The 14,824-nt window shown below is 52.9% G+C and carries 9 protein-coding genes and 1 pseudogene; 8 read left to right on the forward strand and 2 right to left on the reverse strand.

Annotated features, from left to right (window positions below):
• Nucleotides 1-118: 118 nt before the first annotated feature.
• From AC1AYR_RS05490 to AC1AYR_RS05500, 3 genes and pseudogenes are all read left to right on the forward strand, one after another.
• The gene (locus AC1AYR_RS05490) at nt 119-1,090 is read left to right on the forward strand and encodes a glycosyltransferase family 2 protein (RefSeq protein WP_476511768.1); all 972 of its coding nucleotides are present in this window, start codon (nt 119-121) and stop codon (nt 1,088-1,090) included.
• 138 nt (nt 1,091-1,228) lie between these two features.
• A complete protein-coding gene (locus AC1AYR_RS05495; RefSeq protein WP_476511767.1) occupies nt 1,229-2,956 on the forward strand; it encodes a hypothetical protein in 1,728 nt (575 codons plus the stop codon).
• A 233-nt stretch (nt 2,957-3,189) separates the two neighbouring features.
• Nucleotides 3,190-3,411: pseudogene (locus AC1AYR_RS05500) on the forward strand (transposase); the annotation flags it as partial.
• A gap of 192 nt (nt 3,412-3,603) precedes the next feature.
• Here the strand turns inward: AC1AYR_RS05500 and AC1AYR_RS05505 are convergent.
• On the reverse strand, nt 3,604-5,499 hold the full coding sequence (locus AC1AYR_RS05505) for a glycosyltransferase family protein (RefSeq protein ID WP_476511766.1): 1,896 nt from the start codon (nt 5,497-5,499) through the stop codon (nt 3,604-3,606).
• Nucleotides 5,500-5,616: 117 nt separating this feature from the next.
• On the opposite strand from AC1AYR_RS05505, the gene AC1AYR_RS05510 reads away from it, so the two are divergent.
• Nucleotides 5,617-7,623: a glycosyltransferase gene (locus AC1AYR_RS05510; RefSeq protein ID WP_476511765.1), complete on the forward strand. Its 2,007-nt coding sequence runs from the start codon at nt 5,617-5,619 to the stop codon at nt 7,621-7,623.
• 7 nt (nt 7,624-7,630) lie between these two features.
• Here the strand turns inward: AC1AYR_RS05510 and AC1AYR_RS05515 are convergent, their stop codons facing one another.
• Nucleotides 7,631-9,703: a glycosyltransferase gene (locus tag AC1AYR_RS05515; RefSeq protein ID WP_476511764.1), complete on the reverse strand. Its 2,073-nt coding sequence runs from the start codon at nt 9,701-9,703 to the stop codon at nt 7,631-7,633.
• 547 nt (nt 9,704-10,250) lie between these two features.
• Between AC1AYR_RS05515 and AC1AYR_RS05520 the strand changes: the two genes are divergently transcribed.
• The 4 genes from AC1AYR_RS05520 to AC1AYR_RS05535 all read left to right on the forward strand — a co-directional run bounded on the left by AC1AYR_RS05520 (nt 10,251) and on the right by AC1AYR_RS05535 (nt 14,750).
• Nucleotides 10,251-11,423, forward strand: a complete 1,173-nt coding sequence (locus AC1AYR_RS05520; RefSeq protein WP_476511821.1) for a glycosyltransferase family 2 protein — start codon at nt 10,251-10,253, stop codon at nt 11,421-11,423.
• A 99-nt stretch (nt 11,424-11,522) separates the two neighbouring features.
• Nucleotides 11,523-12,356, forward strand: coding sequence for an ABC transporter permease (locus tag AC1AYR_RS05525; protein WP_476511763.1), 834 nt, complete (start codon nt 11,523-11,525; stop codon nt 12,354-12,356).
• A gap of 23 nt (nt 12,357-12,379) precedes the next feature.
• Complete coding sequence (locus tag AC1AYR_RS05530; protein ID WP_476511820.1) at nt 12,380-13,636, forward strand: ABC transporter ATP-binding protein; 1,257 nt, start codon at nt 12,380-12,382, stop codon at nt 13,634-13,636.
• Nucleotides 13,637-13,670: 34 nt separating this feature from the next.
• Nucleotides 13,671-14,750: a glycosyltransferase gene (locus AC1AYR_RS05535; RefSeq protein ID WP_476511762.1), complete on the forward strand. Its 1,080-nt coding sequence runs from the start codon at nt 13,671-13,673 to the stop codon at nt 14,748-14,750.
• Nucleotides 14,751-14,824 lie beyond the last annotated feature (74 nt).

A 14,824-nucleotide genomic window follows, 5' to 3' on the forward strand; every position in this document is an offset into this window, starting at 1 on the left:
GTGAGTGGTAGCCAGTGGCGGGCGGCTTTTGGAAAAGCCGCCCGCTTTATATTTGCGGTGAATGATGCTCCTTGGGTTACCATGTATGTGGTTAATTGACTGTGTTTTGAGGTGAGATATGGACGTGAAGGCCGTAGAGCAACTGGCTCCCGATAAGCGGACGATTACGGTGCTGATTCCGTGCTATAACGAGCAGGAGTCGTTGCCGTTGCTCTTCGAACGCATGGATGCTCTGGTGGACAATGCTGACGGTCTCGAATATACGGTGCTGTTCGTTGATGACGGTTCGAAGGATGATACCCGGCCTCTGATCAAGGAGTACGCTAACAAGCACTCGTACGTGGAATACATTTTCCTGTCGCGCAACTTCGGCAAGGAAAAGGCCATGTATGCGGGCATCGAGAGCGTGCATACGGATGGTCTGGTGATCATCGACGCAGATCTGCAGGATCCGCCGGAGCTTATTCCGCAGATGGCGGAGCTGTGGATGCAAGGCTATGACGATGTGTATGCGCGTAGGCGTTCCCGTGAAGGCGAAAGCTGGCTGAAGAAAGCCACGAGCCGCTGGTACTATGACCTGCTGCAGAAGGTATCGGGCGTGGCCATTCAGAAGGATACTGGCGACTTCCGTCTGTTGGATCGTAAGTGCATTGATGCGCTGAAGCGTTTGGACGAGTCCGAGCGTAATTCCAAGGCGCTGTTCAGCTGGATCGGGTTCAGGAAGATCGAGTTCCTGTATGACCGCGACAAGCGTGTGGCAGGCAAAACCAAGTGGAACTATCTCAAGTTGTTCCATTTGGCCATGGACGGTATCACCAGCTTCACCACCGCACCGTTGAAGATCGCAACATGGGTGGGAAGCTTTGTCTCGCTGGCCGCGGTTATATACGCGATTGTGATTTTGGTCAAGACCTTCGTGCAGGGTATTGACGTGCCCGGCTATGCATCCACCATGGTCGTGGTCCTTGTCCTAGGTGGTGTGCAGCTGCTCAGTCTTGGCATTATCGGCGAATACCTTGGCCGTATCTTCATGCAGACCAAGGGACGCCCGAATTACCTGGTGCAAGAACAGCATTTGCTGGATGAATGATGATAGAAAACTGTCTGCGTAATTGGCTTCTGATTGTTTGTCCGGGATAGACATATCGCAGCTTTATATTGGATCGCTAGACCGATGTGCGGCAGTGTATTTACTGCAAAAAATATTCTTTATTAGAAAGGGTGAGCTATGGATAATTTGGTAGTGAGCAGAGGGTCATGTGGTAGAAGCTGGAGATTATCTGGTTTTAGTCGTGTTTTGTATGATATTGCGCTTATTATGCAAGGCGTTATACTTCTAGTTTTACTGAGCTTGTCTTGCTTGATTACGGTGGAGTTCATTCGTTCTGAAGACAGGCCGGATGTGTTCACTGAGTATTTGATGTACCGGCATTCTTCAATACTATTCCCGATAGTATTTGTTGTGATTATGCTGGTTTTGTTTTTCTTAAGTCGCTTGCTTGCATCTCTGTCTTATAGACGACTGTTGATTCTGCTTTTTCTAACTACTTTTATAGTGCAGTTGGCTTGGATTGCATCTTTGGCGTTGACCAATTACTGGTATGCTGATTCAATCAGTTTAATGAGAGCTGCTGACGCTATTCTTAATCACGATTACAGTAAGTTTGCGCCTTCTAGTTGTGCGTTTGGGGATGCGGCAGCGATTGCTCGTTGTACTGCTACGCCTGATTTATATAAGGGGAATTTGTATCAGTATTTTTCATGGTACCCTTATCAGGCCGGGCCGATGATGTGGTTTTTGTTCGTCTTTTCTATCTTTGGGTCTTACAACGTATTGGCATTTCAAATTGTTAATGCTTTTTTTGTCTCTGGGATGGCTGTACTGTTTGTGTGCATGTCTAAGCAGTCTGGCTTGCAAAAACGGGGTATATGTTTTCTTGTTGTAATTCTGTCCACATGCTTGCCTTTGCTGTTCTTTTCGGCATTTGTTTATACCAATGTGGTAGGTGTATTTTTTGGAATATTAGCAATATATATTGCATCAAGGTCGTTGTCGGCGGTCTCGATTCGTAAAAGTACTGTAATGCTTGTGCTGGCATATGGTGTTGGATCCTTAAGTGTCTTGATTAAGACCACTTATTTAATATTCTTGATTGCCATTACTATTGTTTGCATTCTTTTCTTCCTTAGCCATATGAATAGGTGGCCTGTGCTACTTGGAATCCCCATGCTGATAGTTGCTAACCTGATATCAAAGGTTCCAATTGTTTTATTGGAGAGGGTAACTGGTCAGAAATTTGGTACAGGAATGCCGATGACTGCATGGGTGGTAATTGGGTTACGTGAAAATCCTCCCACTGCGCCAGGTTGGTGGACGAATATTGCCATACAGGAATATCAACGCAGCAATGGCGATTATGGTCTGCAATCTTTGCGTTTTAAAGAGCTTCTTACTTCATTAATTAGTTCTTTCGTAGATAACCCCGCTGGCGCTTTTTCTTTTTTCGCTCGCAAAATTGCTTCAGAATGGGCTGAACCTTCATTCCAGACTGCCTTGTATTCGTCTCAGGGGGATCGCTCTGCTACGGGTGGCTTGGAATATATGCTCCTTGCCGGAAGAGGCTATAAGGTGATGATTGGATTTGATAACGTTATGCAGACTATGATATACGGGTTTGCCGTTATTGCCGTTATGGCTATGTTGGTGAGGAGCTTGCATTACAAAACTGCATGCGATCCAGTACTCCAAATGTTGACTATAACATTTTTGGGTGGTTTTATATGTTATATATTCTGGGAAGCAAAGAGCGTGTATGCACTACCTTTTTATTTGCTGTTGCTTCCTCTGTCTGCATTGGGTGGACAATATTTGATGAGCGATATAGAACCAAGAACGCGGCATTTAGCTCGTAAAATCTTCGGAATTGTGCGACGTAAAATTAGTGTACAGAATTAGGTGTCGTTGGTGGAAGACGATTGCCCTCCACTCAATGTGGGGGATAATCTGGTTTGCTAATGGGGGCTCCTGAAGTGGTACCGCCGGTACCGTGTGACTGGTACCGGCGGTGATGACGTGCGAGATTTTGCGCACTTTGGTCGGGCTTTGACGTGATGAGCATGCCCGTGTCCTGTGTACGATTTTCTGTCGCCAAACAAAACAAATCGCGATTGGAAACGAGGGCACGAGCCATGTCACAGCAGATTCTACAGGTCGACCAGGCCATGCTCGAGACCACGCTGGACCGGATGATCAGGAAAACGGTCGAGGAGACGTTGAACGCGATGCTCGATGCTGAGGCCGACGAGATCACCGGCGCCGCCGGATACGAGCGCAGCGGGACGAGGAAGGCGTATCGGGCTGGCCACTACCCCCACAGAAAACGCCGCTCGGCTTGCCGACAAGCATTGAAGCAATACGGGCTTGATTTCTGCGTGTCATCGTTGATGCTCCCTTCATCCACGCGACCATCGCATGGATGAAAGGAGCCTAATCCGCCCGGTGCCGAACAGCAATAACCGCGGTGTCGAACGGCAATAAGCACCGAACTCAACAACAGTGCCGAACCAGAATAACTAGCGTGTTCGGCAAGTCAAATCAATGACTCAGATACCAAGGTATCGCTTCCAGTAAGGAATTGAAGTTAATTCAATACTGGCTTCCTTGTATTCTGATTCAAGACGTGCACGGTTCTTCTTGAAATAGGTGAGATCGCGCTTGTACCGCTTCATGACTTCGTTGTATCGTTTGAGGTCCTTGACCCTGATGGTGCCTTTGCGGTTGAACCAGTCAACAGCCACAATGATATTTTCGCCATGGATGCTACCCGCGGGATAAATCCAGCCGGCGCTTGGAATCAAAGCGTAACTCTTACCAGAGGTTCCTTTGGCACCGTGGATGCTGGCATGCAGGAGGCGCTGCCCATTGTCAGTCAGGAAATCAAAAGCGCGCTGCTGAATCGAGCGGGGGGCGTCGTTATCTATTTCCTGACGTGTTAGCTTGGATACGTCGAAGCCTTCCAACCCCATATCGTCTGCCATCTTCTGCAGCTCAGGGAAGGAAACAAGCTTCTCCTTCTCTCGATTCGCTTGCATGAACTTGTCTTGTGCGACCGGTTGCTTAATGAAATCAGGACCCTTAAGGAAGTCCTCAAAGCCCTTGAGTGCAAGTTCCGCATCAGTATAATTGAACTTTTTAAGTTCCAGATCGACCTGATCGCGAAGTTCACGCAGGAAGGTATCGATGCTGGGGGCTAGGCCCGTCGTCATCTGGGCAATCATGCCATTACGGATGCTTTGATAGCGTTCCACTGCGGCGTTGTATCGAATTTCGAACTTGGAATGCCAAATACCAAGGCCATTCATCGTCATGAACGTGGGATTACAACGGATGCCATATTCCACGTCGTCATAACGGACAAAGACCGGCAACGGCATACCATTGCGTTTGATGACACTCATAGGAATGCAGCAATACCACCAAGCTGCGTAACGCCGGCCGTTCCCGACACGCATCTCCTCGTTATACGCTTCGTTGAACACGATATCGGTGAACTTCGTAATCTGCAGGGGAATCTTAGCGGCAACACAGACACCGACGTTCGGATCGATGAAGCCCGTGTCCTCCTTCATATCCTGTACATCTTCATAGTTCAACATGGCGCCGCTGACGAACGCTTCCGAATATTCGGGCTTGACGATACGAAGAAGATTGTAGGTGCGCATGATGCTCTCGGGGGAGACTTCAACGTCGTCGTCCATAAGTAGCACATGGGTTGCGGGAACGTCCTGTTCCATGGATTCGATCATGCCTCGTGCGAAGCCACCGGCCCCTCCCACATTCTCATTCGGGGAGACCGTCACCTTGTCGGTGCTGAGCTCTTTGTAAGGGAGTGTGCGACCATTGTCGATGACATGCATGCGGAAATGCTCGGCGATATCATTGCCAGAGCCAAGAATCTCCTTCTTCACCAGTTCGATGTTCTTGGTGATATAGGATTCCTTCTTGAACGTGGTGGTCGAGAGGGAAAGCTCCACATCTGTCAACGCGCCGTCAATATCGAGTGTGTAATAAGCGTTACGAACTACGATTCTGCCAGTGGTTTCAATTTGGAATCCCACAAGAACCATGTCATTGTCAACAGCGAGATCAAGATTAACGGGTTGCCAATTTTCGCTGGTCTCAATCTTTTGCGAAACTGCTGACTCTACTTCTGGCGAAGAGGACAAGCGGTAAGCTTTGGTCTGCGTCACTGTACAGGCCGAGCCCTTAATTTCAAGATGCAGGTGGAAGTTGGTCGCGCGCGTGTACCTCAGCAGCTTCATCACGGACAGACTGTTGAAATACGTGGTGAAGTCGACGGTGCCTGCACCCTCGATGCTCCACTCATGAGCATCCGAATCGACACGTACTGGCTGATCGGTGCGATAGTACATCGTCGGGTAGCTGAGCGCTCGTGGAGTCGTCTCCATGAGCACATTTGCGAAACGCATTGATGGCATGTGCCCTTACCTCGCTTAGGTGTGTTGCTTGCAAACATTTCAAGGATACCGGTATTCCTGTATGTGACACAAAATGGCTGCCGATCTCTTGTTCGGTTCTGCTCGTAAGGTGTTCCTATGCCTAATGCAGAGCTTGAGACGATTTGGCGGGTGGTGTTTCCTTCGGGGAACGTCGGATTGGACGAGTCATTCCGTGTGGCCGCGGCTCCGATCTACGGCAGCGGGCGGGACGCCGCCGGCGAATCCGTGGACAACGGGACGCTGCATTCGTGGGTGAAGGGTCGCTCCTCCATCGAAATCCCCGCCGGCCATGAGTACTCGACCGGCTGCTACTACAACGCGTTCCCGGCGGCGTACTGGGCGCAGTGGACGAACGTGCAATCCGTGACGCTGCGCTTGCGCGTCGCCGGTCAAGGCGCCGTGACCGTCCACGCCTCCGACGAGAAGGCGGACGACCGCATCGTCCACAGCGTCGACGTGAACACTGTAGACGGCGACTCCAGCGCGGGCGAGGCCGTCGAGACCATCATCCCCATCGCCGGCATGAGCGAGGGAGGCTGGCTGTGGTTCGACGCGCAGGCGGCATCCGACGGCCCGCTCTCCATCGTCGACGCGCAGTGGCTGTCCTCCGTGCCCGCGAAACGCACGCTCACCGCGTCCCTGTCCATCACCACGATGAACAAGCCGGAATGGTGCATCCGCCAGTTCAACCTGCTCGCCGACACGGCCGACATGCGTCTCATCGACGCGGTCTACGTCGTCGACCAAGGCACGAAACTCGTCACGGACGGCCCCGGATTCGCCGCGGCGAAAGCGAAGCTGGGCGACAAGCTGCGCGTCATCCGCCAAGGCAACATCGGCGGCTCCGGTGGCTTCGCGCGCGGCATGTACGAGGTCGAACGCCACGACGAAAGCGGCTACGCGATGCTGCTCGACGACGACACGGTGCTCGAACCAGAATCCGTCTCCCGCGCCATCGCCTTCGCGAACCACTGCATCGAACCCACGCTCGTCGGCGGCAACATGCTGTTCCTGAGCGAACCGACCCGCATCTGCGCGCTGGCCGAGGTATTCGACGCGAAGAGCATCAGCTGGGGCACCGCCGTGAAGGAATCCCGCTACGACGACCTCGCATCCGAGCCGTTCCTCAAGAAGACCTACCTGCACAAGCGCGTGGACGCCGACTACAACGCATGGTGGATGTGCCTCATCCCCGTCGAGACGATCCGCAAGATCGGACTCTCGTACCCGTTCTTCATCAAGAACGACGACGTCGAATACGGCGTGCGCGCCCAGCGCGCCGGCTACCGCACGGTCACTGTCCCCGGCGTGTGCCTGTGGCACCAGTCCTTCGTGGACAAGGACGACCAGCTCGACTGGCAGGCGTATTTCCACATCCGTAACCGCACGATCATGGGCCTGCTGTACACGAACCAGGCGTACCGCAACAGTGTGCTGAAGGAGATGGTGCGGTTCACGATGTCCGCCACCGCCAAGATGCGCTACTCCGCCGTTGCGCTGCACCAGGCCGCCATGAAGGACATCATGGCCGGGCCGGAGCATGTGGGTTCCATTCTGGAGACCCGTCTGCCCGAAATCCGCGAGATTCGCGGCAGATTCGCCGACTCGACGATGGTTCCCATCGAGGAGCTGCCGGACACGCTGCGCGCGCAGAGCGAGGAGTTCGAGCATCTGCACGACGACTCCCGGGCCGCCGTCACGCTGAAGATCGGACTGCACCAGATCACCCCGCCGCGCGCGGACCGGAACACCGTCATCGACGGCTATATGGAGCCGACCAAGGTGCACTGCCTCATCGCCGACGACCACCACACGAGCGACGTGCCCGCCGACCGACTCGACACGCTGACCCTCGTCGCGAACGACGCGTCCGACCACTGGCGCGCGGCGGGACTCATGGACTCCGCCGTGTTCGTCGACCCGGACCGAGGCAAAGGCATCCTGCTGACGCGCAGGCCGCTGCTCGCGATCACCGGCTTCGTGCGGACCTGCGCGCTGTACGCGCGCCTCGTGGCGAACTGGCGCACCTACCAGAAGCAGTATCGCAAGGCGTTCGCCACGATGGTTTCGCCGGAATGGTGGCGGCGGTACTTCGGCGAGTGAGACGGCCTTACCGCTCCGCGTCCTTGAAGATGCGCTCCCAAGTGTCCATCGAGGCGACGCCGTAATCGCGGTATTCGCGGGACAGACGCTTCCAGTCGCGGGCGATCCGCCGCGCCAGACCGAAGCACTTGCGCATGTTGCGGCGGTACAGTCGGCTGTCGCGGCGGAACCACGCCACCGAATCGCCGTCGGCGGACGTGACCATCGCGGACCGCACGCCGAGGAACGACGGCCAGATCGAGAACCGGGCCGGAATCGCCACCTGCGGCGTCTCGTCCTTCGCGCCGTCCGCGCGGGAACGGGAGCGCAGGGCGGCGAGCACCGCCTTCATGCCGCGTTTCGTCACGTCGCGCGGCCCCTGCGGCGCCCACGAACGATCGGCGTGGTCGTCCGGTTCGGGCAGGTCCAGCGGGCTGGCATACGTGACGCTGTCCGCGAAGCCCTTGCGGGCCTTGCGGACCTCGTCGATTTTCGTCGGCAGCGACTCCACCAGATAATCCGGCCCCTTCAGGATGTCGGCGAGGGCCATCTGGCTCAACGCCATGCCCGAGTAGAGCATGCGCAGGCCCAGATTCGCCTCCTCGTAGAGCATACGGAATGCGGCCGCGCGCCCCGCGCCCGGATAGTGCAGCAGCGCGCAGATCCACCGGTTGCGCACCTGGAAGTACTCCTCCCAGCCGCGCGCCGGATCCTTGTCATGCCAACCCATATGCCACACGGCCACGCCCGGCAGGCTCACCGTCGGGAACCCGTGCCGCTTCGCACGCAGGCCATACTCGATATCATCGAACTTGATGAACGCGGGCAATCCCAAGCCGATCGCGCGCATCGTCTCAGCCGGAATCAGGCAGAACCACCACCCGTTGAAGTCGGAGAAGCGCACGGCGTGCATCGACGGGCTGTCCGCCAACGGCTCGGAACGGAAATCATGGTTGAACTCGGCACCGCGCGACGGCTCCATCCACTGCGCGTGCGCGTCATACCGCTCGCCCTGCACGTGCAGCACCGTGCGGTGATCGATATGGAACATGCCGCCGCCCACCAGCACCGGACGCACCGTGTAATCCGCGAACTGCACCGCACGCAGAATCGACTCCGGCTCGCTGATCGCATCATCGTCGAGTAGCAGCGTGTAGTCGCTCACGCCCGCCTTCACCGTCTCGTACATGCCGCGCGAAAAACCGCCGGAACCGCCCAGATTGCCCTGACGGATATACGTGAGCTGCCCGCCCAGAGCGTCCGCCGTCTCGGCGAAACAGGGCTGGTCGCGCACCATATCAGTGCCCTGATCGGTGCAATACACGGTATCCAGACGTTCGCGCAACCCGCGCTCGCCCGCGATCGCGCGCAACTGGTCCAGACAGTAGGAAGGACGGTTGAACGTCGTGATCGCGACGGACACCGTACCCGGCTCGCGCGTGCGACGCACGCGAGCCGGGACCTGCCAGACCGCGTCGCCGACCGTCAGCGACGCGTCGACGTCCGCGCGCGCGTCGAACCAGTAGAGGCCGCCGTCAAGCATGCCCTTGAGCGAGAGCTCCGCGACGAGACGCTCCGGGCCGCCGTCGCCATGCTTCGTATCGATCGAGAACGTCTCCACCGGCGCGGCGAGACCGCGCGCCGTGGAGCGGAACAACGTGACCGTGCCCTTGCCCGTCGCCCACGCGACGAACCGCACGCTCCTCACGCGCGTCCAATACCGCCAATAGCCGGCCGGGAACGCGTTGAAATACGTGCACAGCGACAGGTGCGTGCCCGCCGCCAATGTGACCGTATTGCGCGAATCGACGGCAAACCCATGCGGCTCCTCGACCGGCGCGCGGCGGCCCTGCGCGACGAGGCGCGCGAGCTCGGAACGGGTCATGCCGCTCGGATTCGCGCTGTACAGGTTGTCGCGCTCGTCGAACACGCTCGGGTCGAAATGCGCGGGATGCCAGTTCACCGCGTACAACGGCATCGTCTGGTCGGCGTCGCGCATCGGGTAAACGACCCTGTTCACCGACTCCCAGCGAGTGTCGTCGGAGCTTTCGGGCGTATGCTCGAACGTCGTATTCGTGGGTGGAATCTGTGCCTGTGCCATACCAGTCAGTATACAAATGGAGGACCGGCTTTGTTGAGTGAGATTATCCGGAACACACACGTCGCGGCGCACACTCGGGTACACGACGCGGTACGTGCGGTACTGGTGGTGACGGCGACTGCGGTCTTGGTGATCCTTGGCTCGGTGATGGTGCCGGATACGGTGTGTCAGGCGGTTCTGGGACGATATGTTACATGACTGCCGAACATGGACACTGTCAACTGTGCCCTGAGACATGTGTCAACTATCCGCTCGGGCTGGACAATCACACTAGTGATCCACACTCGCGCAAACATCCGAAGAGCCCAAAACCCGGGACTAGACACTTCTTATGAGGAAGGCAACTACGCGTACACGCAGCCTGTTTTCTATTGAACAGATGCATTGGTGTGCATCTTCGCCAGTGTTCGCATGGTTTGCGGCTGTGACCTTCCGGCTTGTCCGCGATTCTCGTATGGCACAAGCGCAACAACAAGCGGTCATTGGTCTGGGAAACCGTCTATGCTCTATCCAGCATGATGAAGCAGAAAGATGAAGAAAGGTGGCGATGATGCCAGCGCCAGTAATTACCGTTGCCTTGGCGATATATAACCAAGAGGCATGCATTCAAGCCAGTATTCGCCATTTGCTTCAGCAGACTATTGCAGATATAGAGATTCTGTGCATTGATGATGGGTCTACAGACGGCTCGCTTGACATTATGAGATCCATCGCAGCAACGGATTCGCGTGTTCGCGTTGTCGCGGCACCTCATGCCGGTGTTTCCGCGGCACGTAATCGAGCCATTAGTGAAGCTAATGGGACTTGGATAATTTTCCATGATCCTGATGATGCATTCGCAGCTGATAATTCTTTGGAGAAATTGCTTGCAGCTGCCGAACGTTATGAAGATGTACAAGTAGTTGGAGGATCCTTCTCGATTTACGACGAGGAAACCAATTGCGTGCAAACGGATTTTTCCGAAGATCCCCTATTTTGGGGATATACTCTACCAACGGATGGCATCGTCAATTATACCGACTACCAGTTTGATTACGGTTTTCATCGTTTCATGTTCCGCGCTATGTTCTTGCGGACTCATGAGAATCTCAGATTTCCGCCGTATACCCGCTACCAGGATCCGCCGTTCTTGGTTCGAGTTTTGGCAGAAGCTGAGCGATTTGTTGCTATTCGCGATGTGGTTTATCGCTATTCATTGGGTCATCAGGAAATCAAATGGACAGCTGCCAAAAAACTTGGAGTACTCAACGGATTGACAGACGAGCTCGCGTTATCTGGCCAATATCATTTTGCAAGGTTGCATGATTTGGCCATTCGTAGGCTGGAGAAAGAATACGCCGGTTTGTACTGGTGGCTGCTGGATGATAATCCTGATCTGCTTGCAGCCGCTGCCAAGCTGAATTCGATGGTCAAACCGGAGTTGCTTTCGGACGAGATGCGTGATTTGCTGACTGATTCAGGCAAACATGTCAGCTTGACGTTCCCTTTGCGCCAGCAGATTATCAATTCCGCGAAATGGCATGATGATGTGGAACATCTGCGCACTGCCATGCTTGCAGAACGACATGATAAGGAAACTGCCTGGCGGGCAACCGACGCAGCACGTGCTGAGGTTGCCAAAATCGCTAACTCCAAATCATTCAAGATTGGGAAACTGCTTGCGACTCCGCTTCGTGCTTTGCGCTCCCTGTTAGGTAAGAGAAGCGGAAAACGTCCATGATGTTCAAGGTTATCGAGCTCTCCGATAGAATATGTGAAAACACCGGAAGAGATGACGCCTCATCTTTCAGAGGCTGCATGCGAGTAGGATAGGACACTTGTGAAAGACGTGATCAAACGCCTCCGGGAGAGGTATCATTACGCACTGGTCGTATTCAAAGAGCTGGTGAAGACCAACTTCAAACTGCGCTATCAGGGCTCATACCTTGGTGTATTGTGGTCGGTCCTCCAGCCGTTGATGCTGTTTGCTGTGATGTACATGGTGTTCGTCAAGTTCCTCAAGTTCACGGATGGCACGCCCACATTCCCAATCTCGTTGCTGTGCGGCACCTGTCTATGGCAGTTCTTCACCGAGTCCACGAGCATGGGCATGCGTTCCATCGTGGATCGTGGTGACCTGCTGCGCAAGATTCACTTCCCGAACTACATTATCGTTGCCGCCACAACGATGGGTTCGATGATTTCCTTGGCAATCAACCTCGGCGTGGTCATCCTCTTCGGTTTTTTCGCGCACGCGCACTACACGTGGCGCGTGTTAACCGTGATCCCCAGCATTCTACAGTTGTACGCGATCTCGCTTGGGGTCGCCCTACTACTCGGGTCGCTGTACGTATACTTTCGCGACATCGGCCACATCTGGGACGTCATCCTGCAAGCGATGTTTTACGCGACGCCTATTATCTACCCCCTTTCCATGGTACAGAAGAATCCGGAATTCAGCTGGGCTGCCGATTTCATGATGTTCGTGCCGACTACGCAGACAATCATGGATATCCGTCATAATCTGTTGTCGCCGGAATACGTGCCGACGATTTGGACGGTGGTAGACAACAAGCTGTTGTGTTTGGTGCCATACGTACTATCTGTAGTGGTTCTATGGCTGGGTGTCCATATCTTCCGTAAGTACAGTGCTAAGTTCGCGGAGGTACTCTGATGAGCAAGACCGTAAGAGCTGCAATGCATGCTGCAGACAGCGCCGATTTGAATATAGCTGCCAACGATGATCGTCCTGTGGTACTTAAGGTGGAGCATGTAGCAAAATATTTCCGGCTGCCCACTGAACAGGCTACCGGTCTGAAAATGGCATTTCTCAACTGGACGAAGGGTATCAAAGGTTACACCGAGCAGCAGGTGCTGCGTGATATCAACTTCGAAGTCCGGCAGGGAGACTTCTTTGGCATTGTTGGGCGCAATGGATCCGGCAAATCCACGCTTTTGAAAGTCATTTCTCAAATCTATAAGCCGGAAAAAGGTAGAGTGACCGTCAAAGGTAAACTTGTGCCGTTCATCGAGTTGGGCGTGGGTTTCAATCCGGAGCTTACCGGTCGTGAGAATGTGTATCTGAATGGTGCATTACTCGGTTTCACCCGCGATGAGATTGACGCGATGTACGACGACATTGTGAAGTTCGCCGAGCTCGAAGACTTCATGGATCAGAAGCTCAAGAACTACTCCTCTGGCATGCAGGTGCGTCTCGCCTTCTCCGTCGCTATCAAGGCGCAAGGTGACATCCTCGTGCTTGATGAAGTTCTCGCCGTGGGCGACGAGGCGTTCCAGCGTAAGTGCGACAATTACTTTGCTCAAATTAAAAAGGATCCCACCAAAACTGTCATCTTGGTCACCCATTCAATGGATGCCGTGAAACAATATTGTGATAAGGCGATTCTCATTCGCGATGGCAGGGTTGTTGTATCCGGCAATAAGAACGATGTTGCAGACCAATATACTATAGACAACTTCAGTCAATCTGAAGTTGGAGCCAATTTGAGTGCGGAAGAATATCCCGATGGTCTGAATAATCGTGTTCCTGTATTCAATATCAAGCCGATTTCTAAGCAAGTATGCAGTAATTTAAACCCGTTTAGGTTCACTGTTGAATATGAATTCAATGAAGATGTTCCATTTTATATCACATTGACTCTGTTGGATGTGAAACGCGGCGGTGCCGTATTTGATACAGGCGCAGACTTCATGATAAATAAAACAGGCAAGAACGTTCTTACCTTTGAATTGCCCATAAATCCGTTCACTAATGGGGAGTTTCGTATTCAGGCGCAATTGCATACATTAAAAGATCCCACGAATATCAAGAGCAATGAGCTTATAGCTTATACCAATGAATCGAATTCCTGTGCTTTTATGATTAGGAATCGCACTAATGATGGCGGTTATGCCTTATTGAGCCGGCGTGCGTATTCGATAACTCAATGTTAAATCATTCTAATACTGGTTTTAGATAGGGGCAGATATGAATCCTACGATTTCGGTTATTGTTCCAGCATACAATGTTGAGTCTTATATCAAAGAGTGTATCGAGAGTATTAAAAATCAAACATTTAATGATTGGGAACTTATTGTTGTTGACGATGGGTCGACTGATAATACCTTGGCTGTGGCTACTAAGTGTCTCGATGACATTACCCAGCAAGAAACTCGCATTATACATCAGATTAATGCAGGCCAGAGTGTGGCAAGGAATAATGCGTTAAAGCTTGCGAAAGGGAAGTACGTTTATTTCTTAGATTCAGACGATACCATACGTAGTGATGCTTTAGAAGAGCTAAGCGGAATAATGGAATCCGAGCATTTAGACATGCTAATGTTTAGTTCTTCGGCATATGTGGATGCATTAAGGCCCGTAGGGAATGCAGAAATTGGTCAACAGCGCGTCAATGACTATTTGCAATACTGCGACCGTTGTGTTGATACATTGACTATAAAGACCGGGCCGGAGGCTCTGTGCTGGATGTTGGGCAACAACCATTTTATCCCATCGGCTGTTTTTGCTATATATCGCAGAGATTTATTAGGCAATGATCCTTTTATTCCAGGTATCGTGTATGAAGATAATCCATTCACTTTGGACATGCTGGTTAAAGCCGGTTTGGTTGGTATAACTAATACCAAATATTATAGTAGACGAATCCGTTCGGGGTCCACTATGTATAATGTAAATCCTGAATACCGCAAGCATTTTATTAGTAGATTTACGATTAGTGAACACATTAGGTCAATATATAACTCTATTAGTAATTCTGATTTAAAAAAGCATTTAGGCAGGATGTATATAGATTTCATTCATCTTGCTGACGAGGACTTTAAGCATATTCATGCTCCAGTTTTCGGAGACCTCTTATCTGATGAGTCAATGCTTTTGTACGAGGCTTTTTTCAAACAAAGGGAATCTTTATATGCTGCGCAGGTTCGTGCTGACCAGATTGCACGTGAATTAGAACAGGTTCGTCATTCCCGGTCCTTCAGAATCGGCGTTGCGTTGACTGCTTTTCCGCGCTGGGTCAGAGGAAAATTGACAATGCGTAAGGCGTGATGGTAGGACTTTGGGTGTTTACATAAGCAGAAGCCTCGAAAATGCGGGCTCTTAGGGCAGTTGATCTACTTATC

Source organism: Bifidobacterium sp. LH_417 (genome assembly GCF_056357035.1).